Source organism: Agrobacterium sp. CMT1, assembly GCF_037203725.1.
Classification (GTDB): Bacteria; Pseudomonadota; Alphaproteobacteria; order Rhizobiales; family Rhizobiaceae; genus Agrobacterium; species Agrobacterium pusense.
Window position 1 is genome coordinate 88,503 of sequence record NZ_JBBCAR010000001.1, and the last position, 17,735, is coordinate 106,237.

The 17,735-nt window shown below is 63.6% G+C and carries 20 protein-coding genes; 1 reads left to right on the plus strand and 19 read right to left on the minus strand.

The features are described from left to right. Positions 1 to 18: 18 nt before the first annotated feature. The 8 genes from WA845_RS00535 to WA845_RS00570 form a co-directional block, all read right to left on the minus strand. The gene (locus tag WA845_RS00535; protein WP_337322144.1) at positions 19 to 3,822 is read right to left on the minus strand and encodes a baseplate multidomain protein megatron; all 3,804 of its coding nucleotides are present in this window, start codon (positions 3,820 to 3,822) and stop codon (positions 19 to 21) included. Between the two features lie 17 nt (positions 3,823 to 3,839). Beyond that, the gene (locus WA845_RS00540; RefSeq protein WP_112553528.1) at positions 3,840 to 4,274 is read right to left on the minus strand and encodes an NlpC/P60 family protein; all 435 of its coding nucleotides are present in this window, start codon (positions 4,272 to 4,274) and stop codon (positions 3,840 to 3,842) included. Beyond that, positions 4,271 to 5,155, minus strand: coding sequence for a baseplate hub domain-containing protein (locus WA845_RS00545; protein ID WP_112553526.1), 885 nt, complete (start codon positions 5,153 to 5,155; stop codon positions 4,271 to 4,273). The genes WA845_RS00540 and WA845_RS00545 overlap by 4 nt, the downstream gene beginning before the upstream one ends. Then, positions 5,152 to 5,790, minus strand: a complete 639-nt coding sequence (locus WA845_RS00550) for a phage distal tail protein, Rcc01695 family (protein WP_112553524.1) — start codon at positions 5,788 to 5,790, stop codon at positions 5,152 to 5,154. Before WA845_RS00550 ends, WA845_RS00545 begins: the two co-directional genes overlap by 4 nt. Positions 5,791 to 5,884: 94 nt before the next feature. Beyond that, positions 5,885 to 6,466 carry a phage tail tape measure protein gene (locus WA845_RS00555; RefSeq protein WP_077986781.1) on the minus strand — a complete coding sequence of 194 codons (582 nt, stop codon included), beginning with the start codon at positions 6,464 to 6,466 and terminating at the stop codon, positions 5,885 to 5,887. 44 nt (positions 6,467 to 6,510) lie between these two features. Continuing rightward, positions 6,511 to 6,756, minus strand: coding sequence for a rcc01693 family protein (locus WA845_RS00560; protein ID WP_077986780.1), 246 nt, complete (start codon positions 6,754 to 6,756; stop codon positions 6,511 to 6,513). Next, complete coding sequence (locus WA845_RS00565) at positions 6,753 to 7,112, minus strand: gene transfer agent family protein (protein WP_077986779.1); 360 nt, start codon at positions 7,110 to 7,112, stop codon at positions 6,753 to 6,755. Before WA845_RS00565 ends, WA845_RS00560 begins: the two co-directional genes overlap by 4 nt. Then, positions 7,112 to 7,519, minus strand: a complete 408-nt coding sequence (locus tag WA845_RS00570) for a phage major tail protein, TP901-1 family (protein ID WP_112553522.1) — start codon at positions 7,517 to 7,519, stop codon at positions 7,112 to 7,114. Before WA845_RS00570 ends, WA845_RS00565 begins: the two co-directional genes overlap by 1 nt. Positions 7,520 to 7,608: 89 nt before the next feature. Here WA845_RS00570 and WA845_RS00575 point away from each other — a divergent pair, with 89 nt between their 5' ends. Continuing rightward, a complete protein-coding gene (locus WA845_RS00575; protein WP_162719126.1) occupies positions 7,609 to 8,808 on the plus strand; it encodes an MFS transporter in 1,200 nt (399 codons plus the stop codon). 6 nt (positions 8,809 to 8,814) lie between these two features. On the opposite strand, the gene WA845_RS00580 is transcribed toward WA845_RS00575, so the two are convergent. The 11 genes from WA845_RS00580 to WA845_RS00630 form a co-directional block, all read right to left on the minus strand. Continuing rightward, on the minus strand, positions 8,815 to 9,210 hold the full coding sequence (locus WA845_RS00580; protein WP_112553520.1) for a tail completion protein gp17: 396 nt from the start codon (positions 9,208 to 9,210) through the stop codon (positions 8,815 to 8,817). Continuing rightward, on the minus strand, positions 9,207 to 9,548 hold the full coding sequence (locus tag WA845_RS00585) for a phage head closure protein (protein ID WP_112553518.1): 342 nt from the start codon (positions 9,546 to 9,548) through the stop codon (positions 9,207 to 9,209). The genes WA845_RS00580 and WA845_RS00585 overlap by 4 nt, the downstream gene beginning before the upstream one ends. 3 nt (positions 9,549 to 9,551) lie before the next feature. Next, on the minus strand, positions 9,552 to 10,121 hold the full coding sequence (locus WA845_RS00590) for a head-tail connector protein (protein WP_112553516.1): 570 nt from the start codon (positions 10,119 to 10,121) through the stop codon (positions 9,552 to 9,554). Between the two features lie 169 nt (positions 10,122 to 10,290). Beyond that, positions 10,291 to 11,559 carry a phage major capsid protein gene (locus WA845_RS00595; protein WP_112553514.1) on the minus strand — a complete coding sequence of 423 codons (1,269 nt, stop codon included), beginning with the start codon at positions 11,557 to 11,559 and terminating at the stop codon, positions 10,291 to 10,293. Between the two features lie 31 nt (positions 11,560 to 11,590). Next, positions 11,591 to 12,181, minus strand: a complete 591-nt coding sequence (locus tag WA845_RS00600; protein ID WP_004440741.1) for an HK97 family phage prohead protease — start codon at positions 12,179 to 12,181, stop codon at positions 11,591 to 11,593. 28 nt (positions 12,182 to 12,209) lie between these two features. After that, positions 12,210 to 12,530 carry a DUF6107 family protein gene (locus WA845_RS00605; protein WP_003509186.1) on the minus strand — a complete coding sequence of 107 codons (321 nt, stop codon included), beginning with the start codon at positions 12,528 to 12,530 and terminating at the stop codon, positions 12,210 to 12,212. 187 nt (positions 12,531 to 12,717) lie between these two features. Further along, a complete protein-coding gene (locus tag WA845_RS00610) occupies positions 12,718 to 13,884 on the minus strand; it encodes a phage portal protein (protein WP_112553623.1) in 1,167 nt (388 codons plus the stop codon). Between the two features lie 236 nt (positions 13,885 to 14,120). Then, on the minus strand, positions 14,121 to 14,429 hold the full coding sequence (locus tag WA845_RS00615) for a Dabb family protein (RefSeq protein WP_006700091.1): 309 nt from the start codon (positions 14,427 to 14,429) through the stop codon (positions 14,121 to 14,123). 58 nt (positions 14,430 to 14,487) lie between these two features. After that, entirely contained in the window at positions 14,488 to 15,126 is a 639-nt protein-coding gene (locus WA845_RS00620; RefSeq protein WP_112553512.1) for a hypothetical protein, read from the minus strand. 557 nt (positions 15,127 to 15,683) lie between these two features. Beyond that, entirely contained in the window at positions 15,684 to 16,943 is a 1,260-nt protein-coding gene (locus WA845_RS00625; RefSeq protein WP_022555855.1) for a DNA-packaging protein, read from the minus strand. Next, positions 16,940 to 17,467 carry a hypothetical protein gene (locus WA845_RS00630; protein ID WP_006700089.1) on the minus strand — a complete coding sequence of 176 codons (528 nt, stop codon included), beginning with the start codon at positions 17,465 to 17,467 and terminating at the stop codon, positions 16,940 to 16,942. Before WA845_RS00630 ends, WA845_RS00625 begins: the two co-directional genes overlap by 4 nt. Positions 17,468 to 17,735: the final 268 nt, after the last annotated feature.

Genomic DNA, 17,735 nt, shown 5'->3' on the forward strand with positions numbered 1-17,735 from the left:
TGCTTTGTTTTCAGGCATTTATGAAAGCGGGAGAACGGCCTGTGCCGCCACTCCCAGGGGCACCGCGCGGCCGAGCTGGCGGACTCGCACGGAAATGTGATCCCGCAGCGCCGGAAAATCTGTGAGTTCGGCTGTTGCTGGATAAAACCAGAAGGGTTCCGAGACGTCGGCGGTACGCCGCACCTCGTCGCCGTCCAGCACCTCCACCCGATAACGTTCGAAAGCTTCATCCAGCGGAATCTCGCTTGCGTCCCAGCCATCGGCGTCCATCCGCCCCCGGCGTTTCCAGCTGATGAGAACGCCATCCGTTTTTCGCAGCCCGCCAAGATGCACCGGCGCAAGCGGCGTCAGCGCCCGAAATCCGGCCTCGACGGAGAAAGGCCCGACCGGCGCGCCGGCCTGTTCCGCTGCCTCGACAATCCAGTTCATTCGCCGGCCACGCTCTCCGGCGAGCAGACCGAGCGGCTGTACCGCGGCATCCAGAACAACCACCGGCGCCCCTGCCGGCGCACCGATGGCCAACGCGTCTTCCGTGCCGGCAAGGCCGCGCAGGAGAACAGAAAGCCGCCAGCGCGACCGCGCGGTTTCCTCTGCCTTCGCGAAAGCGACGATTTCCCAGACACCATTCGCCGCCCTCACGGCGATGCGGTTCTCGCCGTTCAGCACCGAAAGCGGTTCGGCCGATGCAACTTCGCCGAAAGGCAGATCGAGCACGATGGTATTTGCACGGTCGAAGCGACCGGAGGGTCCAGGCTTCAGCGGCATTGCCAGCGTTGCGATCCTGGCCGGACGGTCGAGCGTCACGCGCTGGCCGTATCCTTCCGTGCCTGATGAGGCCGAGACGACGATGTGCCGCCAGGGTTTCGCGAAGGCGGCAACTCGCGCCGACTGCTCGGCCGCCGCACCGTCCTGATACGGCAGATCGAGAAACAGCACTTCCGGCGCGAAACCCTCGCTGCCGCTTGCGCCACGGGCACGTCGCTCGTCCGCCACACCGGCAAAAGTTGACAAGGCCGGGGAAAAGGCCCGCGCTTCCACCTGCCGCACCGCGCCATCCTCGATACGGCTGACCATGAACCGACCTGCGGGCGCCTGCGGAAAGGCATCCGTTGAGAGACGGATGCAGTCACCCGGTTCCAGCGCAATCTGCCCCGGCGGCAGGGCAAAACGCAGGCTGCGCCGTGCTTGGCGGCTGTCGCGCAAGGCCGCCTCGATCGCCGCTTGCGCCGTTTCCGAAGATAGAGCGGCGTTGAGATCGAGCCGCATGACACGGCTGCCGGCATTCTCCACGCGCCGCGAACGCACGCTCGCCTGCTCGTACTCCAGCGCCGGGTTGAACGAGGTCAGAACGGCTTCCGCGGGGAAATCGCTGTCGTGGCCGCGATTTTCCGACCACAGCGGTTCACCCTCCGGATCGGCGAGAATGGAAATATCCCGAACGGGCGTGACAGCCCCGTTGCGGGAGCGGAAACGCAGGGTGCCGGCATCCTCCGCCACATCCAGCTGAAATGCCGCGATCAGCGGCTCCAGCAGGCTGCGGGCCGAAGTTACCTCGCCTTGCACATAACCGATGAGATCGCCGCTGATGGCGGAGACGTCGAAAGCGGAAAAGCCGTGATCCGTCAAAATGGCGGCGATGGTGTCGGCAAGCGTCGCCGTTCCCAGCCGGCCGTTAAGCCAGTGGCCCGTGCGCCAGTTACCGCCATCGCTCCACGTCGCACCGTTTTGCGGAAAAGCCGGGAAAGGCCGCGCATCCCAGGTCCACAGATAGATCCGGCTCGTATCCACCATCGCGGCATCGCCATTTTCCCAGTGCCCCAGATGCGCCTCCAGAAAACGCCGCTGCTGGCTGTCCGCCCTGCTTTTGCGGGAAAAATGGGGAAAGGCGTTTTCCGCCGATTTCGGATCGGGAAAGACATTGGGGCGTGTCGCGCTCTTGTCCACCGCCGGGCAGCCGAGTTCCGTGAACCAGATGGGCTTCGAGCCCGGCCTCCATGCGGTCGGCGTGGTGCTCTCCTTCCCGCCGGGCCGATCGTAATGGAGATTTTCCCACCAGTTTCGAAGGTCCTTGTAGCGGAATACCCATGGCTTTGCGGTTGTGCCATCGGCAATGGGGGTTCGCCGCCGGGCCGTGCGGTCGGCTTCGCTTGCATAAAACCAGTCGAAACCCTCGCCAGCCGTAACGGCGCGGCGGAAGGCCACAGCGTCATCCGGGCCGGTCATGCCGTCAGGATTGCCGTTTGCGGCATCTTCGTCGCGCCAGTCGGAGAGCGGCATGTAATTGTCGATGCCAATGGCGTCGATGTCGGGGCTCGCCCAGAGCGGATCGAGATGGAAGAACACGTCCCCAGAGCCGTCGGCCGGCTGGTGACCGAAATATTCGCTCCAGTCCGCAGCATAGGTTAGTTTCGTCGCCCTTCCGACGACAGCCCGTACATCGCGCGCGAGCCGCACCAGCGCCTCCACGAAGGGAAAGGCGCCGTTGTCGTCGCGCAACCCCGTCAGCCCCCGCAGTTCGGAACCGATCAGGAAGGCGTCGACGCCTCCCGCTTTTACCGAAAGGTCGGCGTAATGCAGCACCATGCGTCGATAGCCCTCGGCGCGGGAACAGAAACGATCGATCTCCAGCCGCGCACCGGCGGTACGATCGGCCGATCCGGGCCTCCCGGGTGCGGGAAAGCAGGTGATGCGCCCCCGCCAGGCATAGGCGTCCTGTTCGGCCTTGCCATAGGGATCCGGCAGCCCGTTGCCCGCCGGCACGTCCATCATCACAAAGGGATAAAGGCAGACCTTCAGGCCCCGCGCCTTGAGGTCGGCTATCGCCTGCAGCACACCTTCATCATTCGGCGTGCCGCCATAGGCGGGACCGCCATGATGATGGCTGACCGGATGCGCCCCGGCGCGTGTCAGGCCGGCAACGGACCACGGCGCCGTCTCGCCCTCCCGGTCCCCCACTTCAACACCCGGCAGGATGCGGCATTCGCCCGCCCGCATATCCGTGCCGAACCAGCTCACCACCAGCGCCACGCTTTGAAGAGCGGGGCAAAGCGCCTGCAATTCATCGATGGCAGCGCGCCAGTCCGTCTCGGCCGTCAGGCCGTTACGGTTCATCACGCGGCTTTCACCCATGCCCGTATGCTCGGAAACCGGTACCGTTGCGTAACCATGTTCGGTTGCGCCCGGAATGACGGTCACGGCGCGGATCGACTTCTCCAGCCCGCCGACCGGCCGCACCACCTCGAACTGCATGAGCGGAATGCGGTTGCCATAGGCTTCAAGCGGCAGGCGCTCGATGACGACATAAGCGAGGCCGCGAAAGGCGGGAGCATTGCCGCTCCCCTGTTTCGCCTCGATCAGCGGATCGGGCAATTGCGTTGCGCTGCCGGGATAAAAGCGCATCTCGATGCCGGTCAGGTCAATTTCGCGCCCATCGGCCCAGACGCGCCGCACGAGGGCCGCCTCCCCCTCGCAGAGACCGATGGCGAGATTGGCGAAATATCGATAGGTCTCCGCCCTTGGGCCGCGGTTGCCTTTGCCACCACGTCTCTGCACGACACGGCTTTCTTCGAAACGTGTCGCCCAGATCAGGGTGCCGCCGATCCTCGCCGTACCGTAAAGCCGGTTTATCGCGGCGCCTTCATCCGCACCGGGAATACGCGCGGCCGAGAGCCGTGCCCCGGACACGGTACGACCGTCTGAAAGCAAGGCGCGATCCACGGCGTTGCCAGCCAGCGCGCCGGCCGCACGCCCGATGATCGCTCCCACGGGCCCGAAAATACCGCCGAGCGCCGCACCTGCTGCCTGAAATAGTATGGTTGCCATGCCTGCCTCAAAAAATCTCAGGGATCGGGAAAGCGGAAAATGCCGGCGATGCGCCGTTTCCAGGATGGCACCAAGGCGGAACGCACCACCGCCGCCTGCTCATAAGCGTGGATGAAATGCCGGGATTCCGCGAGGATGCCGAGATGTTTGGCCGCCGCATCGGCCCGCCAGCGGAACAGCAGCAGGTCTCCGGGCTTTGCCTCGTCCAGGCCCGAAACGCCGGGAAAATGCCGTTGCACGGCCGCCATCAGCCGGTCCTCACCACAGCGCTCGGCCCAGTCAGGCGCATAGGGCGGCGGAAGTTCCGGTTCGCTGCCGTAGAGTTCGCGCCAGACGCCTCGGATCAGGCCGAGACAATCGCAGCCAACGCCCCTTAGCGACGCCTGATGCCGATAGGGTGTGCCGATCCACGGCTCGGCCAGCGCCAGCACCTTGTCTCCCGTCTCGCTCATGGGAACAAGGCCCCGCCGTCGTGGGTGTGACCGCCGCTGGCATAAGAATAGGCGAAATCCGCCCCTGGAAGATGGGGAAAGCCCCTGAAATTCAGCTGATTGGCGAATGTATGCCTGCATGTGGCGAAGCTCTTGTCGCAACCGGCCGTGACGGAAAAGCTGTCTCCCGGCAACGGCGCCTCATCCGGTGGAAGCCAGAAAGAAAGAAGCACGCCGCCATTGCGCTGCTCATGGCCATCGAGATCGAACCCGCGCCCGGCAAGCGGACCGGTGAGAAAACGCACCTTTCCCCCGTTGAAAAAACCATCCGGGAAAGCATCGAGCCCGGTTGCGACGAGATTGCCGGCCGCGTCCACCGCCGCCACCCGGCCATTGCCGGTGAACCGCGCCAGAGCCACGCCGCAGCGTGCGTCTCCCAGCTCGGCATCGCAGCGCCGTCCATAAACCCGCCCCTGCGGCTGGTTGAGGCGGTGGGCGAAACTGCGCAGTTCGGCGCGAAAGGACCCGCCCGCCCGGGTTACGTCGCCGATCTCGCGCAGGGAGAGAAGCACATGCTCTTCCGGAGCCTGCCAGTTGACGAGGTGAAGCTCCACTCTCGCTCCGTCGAAACGGCCGGCGGCAAGATCCTCTTCCGAAATCGCCTCGCTGGAAAAACCGCCTGCCACTTCACCCGCGCCGGCGCCGAGCCCGGTTTCGCTGTCATTATCGCTGGCCGAAAAACCGCTGGCGGCCAGAAAGGCCGTGCCGGCGAAGAAAAGCGCCTCGTCATGATCGGTGAATCCGATTTCGGCGCCATCCTTCAACGTCACTTTCCAGCAATGGCAAGTGGTCGTGGCATCGCTTTCAAGATGCCCGGCAAGGGCGGGAGCGATCGTTTTCATGGCTGGATTTCCATCAGCGGAATGGCGGGAATTCGCCCGGCTTCGAAGGCGGTGAGGTTGATGTCGATGCGGTCGGTCGCGAACCGTACCGGTACATCGAATTCATAGCCGGCACGGACCACCGCGCCGGCGGGCGGAACCTTTCCGGAACCGAATGTCACCATACCGGTCGCGTAATCGCAGGACACATCCGAAGCGGATACGGGGACACCCTCGACCGATACGAAGACGGAGCCCTCGGCAGGCTTTTCCACCCGGCGGGTGAAGAAGCCACCCGCATCGGCATAGGTCTTGACCAGTTGAAACCGCACCGTGACGCCATCACCCACGCCGATCCTCTGATCGGTCGATGCCGGCGTGTCTCCCGGCGGGCAGGATTTGAAGTCCACGGGATCGCGAAAACGAAAGCCGTAAAGCTCGCCGCGCCGTGCTTCGAAAAAGGCCAGCACCTCATAGAGATCGGTGAGCGAGCGGATGCCCGAGCCGGCGTCATAGGCACGCCTGGCATTTCGCCAGCGCTGATTGCGGCTTTCCCGCCCATTGGAAAGATTGACGATGTCGGTCCGTCTCACCGGCCCGCCGCTCACACCGAGCGCCAGCCGCAGCGGAAACCGTACTTCATGAAATGCCACCATATCGTTGTTCCTGGATTCATTTCGCTGTTCGGGGGGTGCCGCAGGCCCTCATCCTTCGCGGTTGTCCATGCGGGACAGGGACAAGGTCTGCATATTACAATCCACGCTGGCCGCGCCCGACGCTGCGCGCCAGCATTGCGGCAATCTGGCCTTCGCTTTTGCGGAAGCTTGCCGCATCCGTCGCCGTGACGTTGAAAATGATCTGGGACCCGCCGCCGGCGGAAGGCGCCGCAACACCGAGTGCACCATCCGGGCCGCGCTTCAGAGGCAATATGGCTTCCGCCCCTGCTTCTCCCATCAGGCCAAGCCCGCCGTCCATGGGAAAAAACGCCGGGCTGGAGACGACACCACCCTCGGCGAAAGGCGTGACGCTGCGCCCCGGCATCCCGCCGTCGGCGAAAGCGAAGAGCGAGCCGCCGCCGTTCAACAACCCGCCGACGGCATTGCCAATCATGGCCTCAAAGGGTTTGAGCCCGGCGGAGAGCGCGATGCCCGACAGCCGCTGCCCAAGGCCGCGCAGCACATCGTCCAGCCCTTTGCCGCCTGTCGTTGCCGCCTGCAGTGCAGACGTCAGCGCCGCTCCGAACCGTTCGGAGCGGCGTTCGAGATCGCCCATCACTTCGGACAGGGCTTCCGCCTCCTCCCGATTTTCCGCGATCGATCCTTCACCCGCCATCGTACCTGCCTTTCCGATTCAAACTGGAGCTTCAAGTATTTGAATTAAAACATCTTCGCGAAACGATGATCGGATGCCTCCCTGTCGGGAAAACGCCGCATCATCGCCTCCATCTCCTGTCGATCGGGGCCGTGTGAACCGGAGCGCACGCCGCCCGTCATGGCGAAAAACTCTCTGGGCGTCAGCCGCCAGAAGACTTCGGAAGAAAGCCGCAGCAGGCAGAAACCCGCATGGAGAACCGCATCCCAGGGAAAGGGGCGCGGCGTCGCATCGCCTGCTGCGGCATTCAGGGGTCCCGCGGCGTCTCCCCTTTCAAACCGCCGAAGGTGGCGGTCAGAAGTTCGGCGACGATGGCGGCATGGCCGACAATGCCACCCTCCACCGTGGCGCTGGCAACATCCTCATCCGAAAAAACATTGCCGGCGCCGCGCAACCCCGCGCCGATCACCCGGATCATGTCGGTGGCCTTCATGCGTCCGCTCGCAAAACGTTCGGCGAGCGCTGTCAGGTCGTCGACTTCGAAGGCGGTTTCGAGCTCGGCAAGCGCGCCGAGCGTCAGGCACAATATGCGCCTCTCGCCGTCGAACAGCGCTTCGATCTCGCCGCGATGGCGGTTCGCCCGCCCGTAACGCAACCCTTGCGGCATCACAGCGCTCCAAAGGTCAAAAGACCGGCCGATTCCAGCGCGATCTCAAATTGCACTTCGCCATCGTGACGGCCGGAATACTCCAGCGCCACGATCTGGAACGGCCCGATAATCGTGCCGAAATCGGGTATGACGATCTGCCAGCCGGGAATGGTGCCCGCGAAAAACGCGCCGCGCACGAGCGCATCGCTCGCCGCATCCTTGAATATGCCTGACGCCGTCAGCGCGGCCCTTTGCACGCCGGCACCCGCCAGCAACTCGCGCCAGCGCCCGACGCTTTCCCCATCGGTAACGTCCACCACCTGGGCGTTAAAGGCCAGCCGCCGCGTTCTGAGCCCGGCAACAGTGACATATGTTCCGGCATTGTTGAATTTCAGCAGAAAATCCTTGCCCTTCTGCGCCACCATCCTGTTTCCTTCCGTTTCGATTGCGGTTGCAGGGTGTTGCGGGCCTGCGACCAAAAATGTTCCTTGCCCTCGCATTGTGCGATCTTGCCATGTCCGATGCTGCTTCCCCGACGTTCCGTACACGCCTTATCGGCGTGCTGGCGCTTGGGCAGGTCGTCAGCTGGGGTTCCGGTTTCGACATGCTGGCCATTCTCGGTCCACGAATGGGCAGCGAACTCGCCATCGCCAACGAAGTCGTTTTTGCGGGCCTGACCGTGATGATGACCATCAGTGCGCTTTGCGGGCCGCTGCTCGGGCGGATGCTTGTGCGCCACGGCGCAGCGCCGGTGCTGGTCAGCGGCACCCTGCTTTTTGCCTGCGGCTTTGCGCTGCTTGCTTTTGCAGGCGGCGTGACAAGCTATCTGCTGGGCTGGGCGGTGATGGGCTTTGCCGGCGCCTGCGGGCTGACAACGGCGGCACACACCGCCGTGGTGGAGCGCGTCGGGGCGGAAAGCGGTCGATCCCTGACGCTGCTGATGGTCTTTACCGGCCTTTCGGCGGCCGTGTTCCTGCCCGTTACAGCCTTTGCGGAGCAGCATCTCGGCTGGCGCGGCACCCTCATCCTCTACGGCTGTCTGCAGCTGTTCCTGCTTCTGCCGCTTTACCTCTTCGTTCTTCCGAAGAGAAAGGGCGGCAATCCAGGCCAGCGCCCGCATCCTGGTGAAATCCCGGCCTCGCCGTTGGATACGCGGCGCGCCTTCCTGCTTCTGGCGGCAATGACCACGCTCAGTGCCTTCACCGCCTTTGGCTTCTCGCCGCTTCTGCCTTTGCTTCTCGTGCATTCAGGCGCATCGCAAGCGCTCGCAATCCAGCTGGCATCGGTGCGCAGCGTGCTGGCGATTACCGCGCGCGGGCTAGATTTCCTGCTGGGAAAACGCGGCAATCCCTTCATCACCTGCCTGATCGGCCTCTGTCTTCTGCTGACATCCTTTCTGGTCCTGCTCGTCTTTTCTCCGGCCATACCAGCCTTTGCCGGCTTCATCGCCCTGTTCGGGTTTGGCGCGGGTGTGCTGACGGTCAGCCGCGCCGTTCTGCCGCTTGCAGTGTTTTCTCCGCAGCAATACGGCCTTCAGGCCGCACGGATTTCGCTTCCGCAAAATCTCGCCATCGCCTTTGCACCTGTCATTTTCAGCATGGCGCTCGATCGCGGCGGTGTGGCGGCGATGCTTGGCATCGCTTCCATCCTGATCACCCTTTCGCTGCTGCTGCTGATCCTGCTGTGGAAAACCGTGGCCGGCCAGAGAGCGTAGGGCCCTTCATTCCGTTACCGCCCTGAACCGCATTTCAAGGACGAAGTTCCGCGACTTCGCCTCACGGCGGGAGCGGCTGGACAGCATGTGCATGTTGACGAGCGAAAAGCCGACGAGCGGCAGCGCGGCATCATCAAGCAGCGCTTTTACCCTTGCGGCGATCTCACTCGTGGATCTGCGGCGATTGGCATCACCCCAGATTTGCAGCGTCAGAAAATGCTCCTCCGCGCTTTCCGTCGCCGTCGAATAATCGCGGGTCTCGACCTCGTCGAAGACAATACATGGCAAAAGGCCACGCGTCAGAAGCCGGTCGACGATGCCGCCGGGGTTGAGGTCTGCCAATTCGGCATCGCCAGCGAGCTTTGCGACGATCGCCTGAAGAAGCGGGTTCGCGGCGCTCATCGGTCTTCCTCTTCGCAACGGCAGACGATGAAGCGGCGGGTTTCGTCAGGATCCATCGCCGTTCGGATGTTGAGGATGCGGGAACCCTTGCGAAAGCGCATCCCGGTGCTGATGTCGATGTCGTTGCGCCAGGCGAGCCAGACACGATGGGTAATCGTCGCCCCCTCGGCCGAAGCCCGCTCGTGCGAGGCTTCGGAAACCGGCTCGATGGCGCCCCACAACGCGCGCACGGCCTTCCAGCTTTCGGCGGCGCCGCCCTGTCCATCAGGCGTTTCCGACCGCACTTCCAGTTCCAGTCGCGCCGTCAGCCTGCCAGGATCAAGAAAGACGAGGTTCATGGCCTAAAGCCCCAGACGGCAGAAAGGAGACACCAGCCGCTCATAACCAGCCGGAACGGCGGCCGGCTGGTTTTCCGGCGCGACGGCGCCGCGAAAGGCGAACATCTGCGCCACATGCATCAGCATGGCGCGTTTCAGCGTATCGGGCACATCCGTCGCGGCCTCGCCATGACCGGCGGTGAAATCGATCTCGATGCCATTCAGCTCTCGTTCCGGGGCCGGCGGTTCGCGCAGCCACAGCCGTGCCGGCCACGCCGCGCCGTCGAGCAGCTTTTCGGTGGCGGTGATGTCTGCCGCGTGCCCCTGCCCGTCGAAAACCAGAATCGTTTCGATGGCTTGCACCGGCGTCTTGCCAATCAGAATCACGCCCGTTTCGGGCCACCGATCAAGATAAAGCCGCCAGGTCTGGCGCAGGAGGCACAGCCCGGTGGTGCGTTCCAGATGCTCGCGGGCCGCGCGTATCAACGCGGCAAGCAAGGTGTCCTCGTCACCGCTGTCGAGACGCAGATGCGCCTTGACGTCGGCAAGGGTCAACGGCTCCGCCTGCGGCGGATGGATGAGGGCATAGGTCATGGGGTCTCCGGAGATTAGGGCGAGCGGCTGTGTCTTTCGCCTTCTTCCCGCCGGGAGAAGGTCGCGGCAGCGGGTTGAGGGGGCAAGGGTCAGGGTAAACCGAGAGCTTGCCCCCTCATCTGCCCTGTCGGGCATCGGCGGGGGAAGAAACGCGCGGCACCGTCGAGGTTCAATTCACCCCGAACTTCACCAGCTTGATCGCCTCGAAATTCTGCACGCCGCCGCCCACGCGTTTGGTGGTGTAGAAAAGCACATAGGGTTTGGGCGAATAAGGATCGCGCAGGATGCGGACGCCGGTTCGGTCAACGATGAGGTAACCGGCGCGGAAATCCCCGAAGGCGATGGCGAAGCTGTTGGCCGCCACATTGGGCATGTCCTCGGCTTCCGTCACCGGAAAGCCCATCAGCGAGGCGGGCTGACCGACGGCAGCCGGCGGATGCCAAAGATAGGCGCCGGTCGTGTCCTTGAAGCGTCGAAGCGCACCCTGCGTCTTGCGGTTCATCAGGAAGGTGCCGTTCTGGCGATGGCCGGCTTTCAACGCATAGATGGCGTCGAGCAGCACGTCCATGGGACCGGCGGAGGAAAAGCCCGCCGATACGCCGGTCGCGACATAACCGATATTGCCCCAGCTCCAGTCGTTATTGGCAACGGTCGTATAGGCGAGGAACCCCCTGGGCTTGTTGATGCCGTCGCCGCCAACGAAAGCCGCCACCTCCTGTTCGGCGAATGCGATGTCCACCTCGGATGCGATCCACGCCTCGATATCGACCGCCGCGTCGTCCAGCAGGCCCTGGGTGGCGGCAGGCATGGCATAAAGCTCCATGGTCGGGAAAGAAAGCTCCGACAGTTTCGGCGTCGCCGTTTCCGGGCGCGCCGCCGTTTCCGAAACCCAGCCGGTGGCGAGCCCGCCGGCGGCGAAGGGTTTTTTCAGCACGGCAGCGGAAACCTGTCGCACCGTGGCGAGCGCCCGGACAGGCGAAATCGCCGTCATACGCCGGCCGATCTCGCCATCCGTCTCGGTCGGAAGAAGAAAGCCGCCGTCCGCCCCGGCCGAGCCGGCAAAGGCCTTTGCCTCGAGATCTCGCAGCGCGGCTTCCTCGCCCCGGCGGATATAGGCCTCGAAAGCGGTCTTGTGCTCTTCGGCATCCTGCGACAGCGCGTCCTTCCGGCCGAGCGCGGGCCGCGCCTTCTTCAAAGCCAGATCGTCCATGAGCCTGCGGTTGTCGTCGAGCGCCCTGTCGATGCGGTCGAGCTTGTCGCGGGTCACGACATCAGCCCCCATCTTGCGCTCGATATCGGCAAGCCGCTGATCGTTGGTCTCACGGAAGGCTTCGAAGGCCTCCATGAACTCGTCGAAGGCGGCCGTCATCGTATCAGGGACGGCCTTCAGCTGCGGCGCAACCGTCATCGGGGCCGGTGTCGTTGTCTGCTCTGTCATGTGGTTTTCCTTGTTGCGGTTTGTCCGGAAATCAGCGTTTGAAGGCGGTATCGAAAAGCGAACGGGCGGCGCGGCGCATGCTGCGCACCAGTTCGGTGTCGCGGTCGCGGAAGAAGCGGGCATGCTTGACATCGGAGACGCGAGCCGAGGGAAGCATCGGAAAAGTCACGACGGAGATCTCCCAGAGATCGGCCTCCAGAATGCGCCGGACGCCGGCGCGGGCCGCCTTGCCGGAACGCCCTTCCCTACTCGAACGAACCGTGCGGAAACCGATGGACAGCCCGTCCAGAGCGCCGGTCTTCATCAGCGAATGGACTTCCCTCGACCGGGCGACGCCGGGCGTGAGGATACCCTCCACATAAAGGCCACGCTCATCCTCGCGGATGGTGCGCCAGACGCCGATAGGCTGGGCCGGATCGTGCTGGTAGAGCATGCGGATACCGGACGCACCGCGCTCCTCGATGGAGCGGCGGAAGGCGCCGCGCTCGATCACATCGCGGCCGAGATCGATCTCGCCAAAGACGCTGGCGTAACCGGAAAAAGTGCCGTCGCCGGCAATGCCGCGCAGTTCCAGATTGGCGAATTTACGCGTGGCGGGACGCGGCCCGCGATAGGCGTGCATGGGTAACTCCTGCGATGTGAGGGGAATATCAGGCGCGCGGGCGGGCGCTGTAACGGTCGGCGATGCGCACCAGCACGCCCAACCCCCACCAGGCCCCCATGCTGGCGGCGGCGGAACCCGCTACCATGATTTCGCGACCCGAAAGCGCGCCGGCAATATCAAGCTGCTGCACGATCCACAGGCCGATAGGCCCGCCGAAGATCATGCCGCAGGAGACCCCGGTGATAAAACGGCTCGCGGCCTCGCGCTTGCTTTTCGGCAGGAGATAAACGAGCGATACACCCGCGCCCGCCACGGCGCCGGTGATGCGGGCGGCCCAGATGCCGGCCTCATTGGCGAATTCAGACATGGGTAATCATTCCGTTCTAGGATGTTGTCATCGGGCGGACGCGCCGCGTCGCACGCAGCCGCTTCCTGCGCGCCTGCACCGGGTGATTTTACGAATCTTCGGAATCGCTTGGACGGATGAGCTCACAAAGAGAATCCGCTTCTTCAGACAATGCTTGAACCGTCAAAGCGAAAGAAACGCCGTCCGTTCAATAACCGACGGCCTCGCGTTTTTCCTCGTCGCTCAGGAACGAGGCTGCGCCGATGCGTGTCCAGAGCGCGTCCCGCTCGCCCGCGAGCCCGGCAATCCGATCAAGATCGGCTTCCAGTCGCAGGCCCACGCCGAAGATCGGCGCAAGCCAGCCGCAAAGCCTCGCCGCCGTGCGGTTGACGAGCGGCAGCACGGTGAGGCGATAGAAGGCGCGGTTTGCTTCCTGGTAATTCGCATAGGTATTGTCGCCGGGAATGCCGATCAGCATTGGCGGTACTCCGAGTGAGAGCGCGATATCGCGGGCCGCGCCGTTGCGGGCTTCCAGAAAGTCCATGTCGCGCGGCGATAGTCCCATCGCCTTCCAGTCCAGCCCGCCCTCCAGAAGCAGCGGCCGGCCGGCATTCATGGCGCCCTGATAGCCCTCCTCCAGCTCGCGCTTCAGCCGTTCATATTGTTCGGCGGAAAGATTGCCGCCTTCCCGCGGCTGATAGACCAGCGCGCCGGAAGGCCGGGCGGAATTATCGAGCAGGCGCTTGTTCCACTGGCTGGCCGCGTTGTGAAGATCAAGCGCCGCGCCGGCGGAGGCGAGCGGCGCGAACCCCACCCGGTCATCCAGCGGATGGAACAGTTTGAGATGCAGCAGCCCCAGCCCGTCCCGCTCGGCGGCGATGCGCCGCGTGGCCCGGCCTTCGGCGCGGTAATCATAAGCCGCCGGCCAGCCATTCGGCCCTTCGACAATGCTGAGCCGGTCAGGCCGGAGAAGATGCAGTTCACGCAGCCGCCCGCCGATCACAAGCGGCTCGACATAGGCGTTTCCGGCCAGCATGAGGTGGCCATAAAGCGCCTCGAAGAAATCCGGCCCGCCCATGTGGGCGCCCGGCCTCGCCAGAAGCGCCAGCAGCGGATGATCGCCTATCTCGTCATCGCCGTCGTAAAGCAGCCAGTTCACCGACGCGGCCGCTTCCGCCACCATGCGGGCAGCCCGGTGGGCTACGGGATTCTTCATGAAACCCTCACGGGCAAGCGCCGCATAGGACCGGCCGGACCAGAAGGCCTGCCCGCCCTGCATGGCCACGGCCATGAAGCCGCCAGCCATTTTCCGGTTTTCGGGCATGGCGTTGCCATCCGCCGGGCGCTTGCGCGGCAGGGAAAAGGGAAATCGCATGACGGTGTCCTTGTTTGTGATGTTCCTCATCCCTGGCTTGTCACAGGGAACCATCCAGCTCAGCTCTTTGGGCCGAAGAGAGCCTTGTCGTCGCGCAGACACGCGTCGGCTGGTTTCCTGCGACAGGCACAGAAATAAGGGATACCGGGACTCAAAGCCCAAACGGAAAAAGATTTTCGCCGGCTCTCGGCAGACGACGGGCAGATGCCCGTCACTTGCGCAGCTGAACCGAACCGTTACCGGATCGGTGCTTTTACTGCCGTATCGCTGTCGAAATCGGCGGCGACGCGGGTTTCCCGCAGCGGCTTCACCGTGCGGGTGGAAAGATCATAGGCGGGATCGGCCTTGTAGGCCGCCAGCGCCGCCTCGTTTTCGAATTCGCCATAAACGATGAAATCGACGGAATTGCCCCATTGGTCCTTCTTCACATTCTCGCCGATTTCCAGCTTCAGCGCATGCGGAATCGCGGTGAGGCCGGAAAGGCCCTTGCGGACGGCGTCGCGGTTTTCCTCGGGAACGGTGAAAAAGACGATATGGCGGATCACGGTGTCACCTGTCATGCGAAATTCAAAGGCGGCCTTCTCGGCGCTGCGTAACGGGTTATCACCTGGGCCGCGCCGGTTCAATCCGCGCCGCAAGAAGCGCCCGATGAAATGCGCGCCCATAATTGCCCACCAGGCTGGCCCGGTCGCTGCCATTGATGATGGCGCGCGCCGCATCCCAGTCTTCGCGCTCTGCACCGAAGAAATCCGCAAGACGTCTGCCGGTGAAGCTGCCGGCCACCATGCCCTGGATCAGCATAGCCGTCGCCGCGTCCGCTTCCATGGCGCGCGCGGGGCGGCCGGTTAGATCCACCCCCGTCAGCACTGACATGGTCTGATAATTGCGGCGATGGGTCAGCTGAACGAAGCCGCGTCCCAGCCAGCTTTTCCCTTCCGCATCACGCCGCCAGTAGGGTCTGCGGACCATCGGCAGACGGCCGGCGGCAAAGGCGCGGTCGAGCCGTGCGATCGCTTCGGCATCGGTTGTCGCCAAAGTCTCGCGCACCGGCTGCATGGTTGCCGCGGTCTCGTGGAAAGCAGTCGCCAGCATATAAGCCAGCCACCGGGGATCGCCGCCGGGTAGCGCCGTCGCAAAGCCCGACAGGATCGTCTTCATCCCGGCAAGCTGCGCCGTCTGCAGCCGCCCGCCGAACAGGGATTTCCGCACCGACGTGACGAATCGCGCCTCGTCAAAGACCATGGCCTGCTCCTGATATGACACTTGATATGACTTGGGGTTCATGACCCCTGACGTCCGTCAGGACTAAATCGATTTGAAAAAACCTTAATCGATTTTAATCCTCGGACCGGGGTTTTGGAGTAAAAAATTCCTTGAATTCCGGAACCTTAGCGCGCTAACTCCATTTACCGCGCAATCCTGCAGCGTTAACCATTCAAGGAGGAATGCCACCATGACAGCGACAATCCCCCAGACCGTTTATGACCGTCTCGAAAACGAGTGGCGCCAGATGCGTGAAACCGGCTCCCAGCCGAAGCCGGCGCAATCTCCGAAGAAATAATATTTGCCCGACGCCCGAAATCGGGCGGGTCCTTCACTTTTTCTTCTCCCCGCTGGGGAGAAGATGGCCCCGAGGGTCAGACGAGGGGGCAAGGTCCTGACATCCATGCTCTCGCGGCACATCTTGACCGTTGCCTCTTCATCCCGCGTTGCGGTCCTTCTGCCCAACGGGAGGAGAAACAGGCGGCACGCTTGAGGCGTTATTGGCTCTAGGTCCCTGGAGCCAATAAATCACCGTCTCACATCCCCCGCACCTTCGGTTCGCTGGTCACCATCGTCGTCAGCGCAGTGATCGCCCAGACGAGTGCGTCCAGCCTGTCCGGCGAGCGCCCGGTCGACAGGCCTTCCGGTCCGAAATCCGTCATCTGGTCCTCAAGCTTTTCAAATCGCGCGGCGTGGCGCACCCTTCCCTGCTCATAGAGCGCGGCGACCGGTTCGGCGCGGGCGAACTTTCCGCGGCTTGCCCGCACCAGCGTCAGCGGCAGGTTGGCGTCTACGCTCTGCAGCATGGCGCGCACCATCTCGCCGCCCTGATTGACCTCTGCCACGACGCGGTCAGCCTCGTGGCGGCGGAAGGCGGCGACGACGGCGCGAGCCCAGCCGGCCGGCGTCTCGCCTTCCACCGAACAATCCGCAAGCACCGTGAGACGCCCGGCCATGCCCAGTCCAGCCACGACGATGCCGCAGCAGGAATTTTCACCACTGCCGGCTGGCGGATCAACCGACACCACGATCCGCGAAAGCGGCGCAGCCGCAACCTCAACGATCGCTTCCAGATCGGCGCGTTTCCATAACGCGCCCTCGCGCTCATCGATCAGTTCGCCGCCAATTTCCTGACGGCCGAGCCGCGTGCCCCCGTAGCGGTCCTGCATGGCTTTCAGAAAACCCGGTGAAAGGTTCCGCGCGTTCATGGCCGTCGGCATCCGGGCCACCCGGCTCGAAGGATCGGCCAGAAGCGCCTTCAGCAATGGAATGGGCCGTGGCGTGGTCGTCACCAGCTGTCTTGGCAATTCACCCAGACGCAGGCCGAACTGCAGCATGTCCCAGGTTTCCTGTGGATATTTCCATTTGCCCAGCTCATCCGCCCAGGCCATGTGGAACTGCGGCCCGCGCAGGCTTTCCGGGTCTTCCGATGAGAACACCTGCGCCATCGCCCCGTTGGGCCAAAGCAGCCGCCGACGCGACACCTCGAAGGCGGGACGATGGCGGCGGGCAATACGGCAAATGCCGGAAATGCCGTCGATCATAACCTCCCGGGCGTCACCCAGCGTTTCGGCAACCAGCGCGATGCGCAAATCCGATTGCCTGCCGGCGGACGCGACGGCGTGAACCCACTCCGACCCGGCGCGGGTCTTGCCGGATCCGCGTCCGCCGATCAGAAGCCATGTCCGCCAGTCGCCCTCCGGCGGCTGCTGCGGCAGGTTGCCAATGAAACGCCAGTCGCGCAGAAGATTGAAAACCTGCGCCGGCAGATGGGGTCCGGTCGACATATCCGTCATGTGTCGGTTTCTGCGAAGGGGCTGCAAGCGGGATCGGTTGCCATCTTTGCGCGGCATTTCTGTTCAGCCAGTTCATCGATGCGATTGAGGAAATGCGCCACCGCCGCTTCGTAATCCCCGACCTCTGTTTCGTCTTCGCTGAAAAGAGCTTCCCTTTCTTCCGCCAGCACCCGTTGCAAAGCGTCGATCCGCTCCAGCGTGCGAACGATCAGCGACAGCTGGTCCGTCGCAGCCTTCACATCGGCGCGCGCGAGCTTGCCCGAAGCATCCTCCGCTGTCGCCAGAAATGCCGCTTCGCTCACTTGGCGGAGATTGCGGTACAGGCAGAACTGCTCGCGCATCTCCTCCGTAAGCTCATTCAGCAATTGCCGCAGGCTGCCGTTGCGCGCCGCATCTTCGGCGGCCAGCCTGTCGGCCCGCGACTTCGTCTCGGGCGCGGCTTCCGGCATGTCGTCAGCCGCATAGGCGGGCGTTTCCGGCCAGACGCTGTAGAGCGCCGGATCGCAATTGCTGGACGTTGTCATGGGATTGGCCTGCGAGAGAAAGAACAAATAAAGAGGGGCCGCGAACAAGGCAAGTTTGCTTGCACCTCACTCACCCTCATTCCTGTGACAAGCACAGGAACACGGTGGTGAGGAAAGCGCTACGGGCGGTCCCAAGGACAACCATTGCCGTTCAGCCGCAAATCTCCGACTATAGCCAAACACTATCAAACCACCGTCACGGTGTAAAGGATTATTTTCCTATTTCTGTGATTTTTATCCTAATCACGGGATTTGCACCCTCGTCCGT

Coding starts and splice junctions, on each gene's coding strand:
- WA845_RS00595 (WP_112553514.1), bottom strand. CDS start 11,559: ATGACAGAGCAGACAACGACACCGGCCCCGATGACGGTTGCGCCGCAG.
- WA845_RS00535 (WP_337322144.1), bottom strand. CDS start 3,822: ATGGCAACCATACTATTTCAGGCAGCAGGTGCGGCGCTCGGCGGTATT.
- WA845_RS00555 (WP_077986781.1), bottom strand. CDS start 6,466: ATGGCGGGTGAAGGATCGATCGCGGAAAATCGGGAGGAGGCGGAAGCC.
- WA845_RS00600 (WP_004440741.1), bottom strand. CDS start 12,181: ATGCACGCCTATCGCGGGCCGCGTCCCGCCACGCGTAAATTCGCCAAT.
- WA845_RS00575 (WP_162719126.1), top strand. CDS start 7,609: ATGTCCGATGCTGCTTCCCCGACGTTCCGTACACGCCTTATCGGCGTG.
- WA845_RS00540 (WP_112553528.1), bottom strand. CDS start 4,274: ATGAGCGAGACGGGAGACAAGGTGCTGGCGCTGGCCGAGCCGTGGATC.
- WA845_RS00545 (WP_112553526.1), bottom strand. CDS start 5,155: ATGAAAACGATCGCTCCCGCCCTTGCCGGGCATCTTGAAAGCGATGCC.
- WA845_RS00605 (WP_003509186.1), bottom strand. CDS start 12,530: ATGTCTGAATTCGCCAATGAGGCCGGCATCTGGGCCGCCCGCATCACC.
- WA845_RS00590 (WP_112553516.1), bottom strand. CDS start 10,121: ATGACCTATGCCCTCATCCATCCGCCGCAGGCGGAGCCGTTGACCCTT.
- WA845_RS00630 (WP_006700089.1), bottom strand. CDS start 17,467: ATGACAACGTCCAGCAATTGCGATCCGGCGCTCTACAGCGTCTGGCCG.
- WA845_RS00565 (WP_077986779.1), bottom strand. CDS start 7,112: ATGCCGCAAGGGTTGCGTTACGGGCGGGCGAACCGCCATCGCGGCGAG.
- WA845_RS00610 (WP_112553623.1), bottom strand. CDS start 13,884: ATGCGATTTCCCTTTTCCCTGCCGCGCAAGCGCCCGGCGGATGGCAAC.
- WA845_RS00570 (WP_112553522.1), bottom strand. CDS start 7,519: ATGGTGGCGCAGAAGGGCAAGGATTTTCTGCTGAAATTCAACAATGCC.
- WA845_RS00620 (WP_112553512.1), bottom strand. CDS start 15,126: ATGGTCTTTGACGAGGCGCGATTCGTCACGTCGGTGCGGAAATCCCTG.
- WA845_RS00625 (WP_022555855.1), bottom strand. CDS start 16,943: ATGACGGATATGTCGACCGGACCCCATCTGCCGGCGCAGGTTTTCAAT.
- WA845_RS00585 (WP_112553518.1), bottom strand. CDS start 9,548: ATGAACCTCGTCTTTCTTGATCCTGGCAGGCTGACGGCGCGACTGGAA.
- WA845_RS00550 (WP_112553524.1), bottom strand. CDS start 5,790: ATGGTGGCATTTCATGAAGTACGGTTTCCGCTGCGGCTGGCGCTCGGT.
- WA845_RS00580 (WP_112553520.1), bottom strand. CDS start 9,210: ATGAGCGCCGCGAACCCGCTTCTTCAGGCGATCGTCGCAAAGCTCGCT.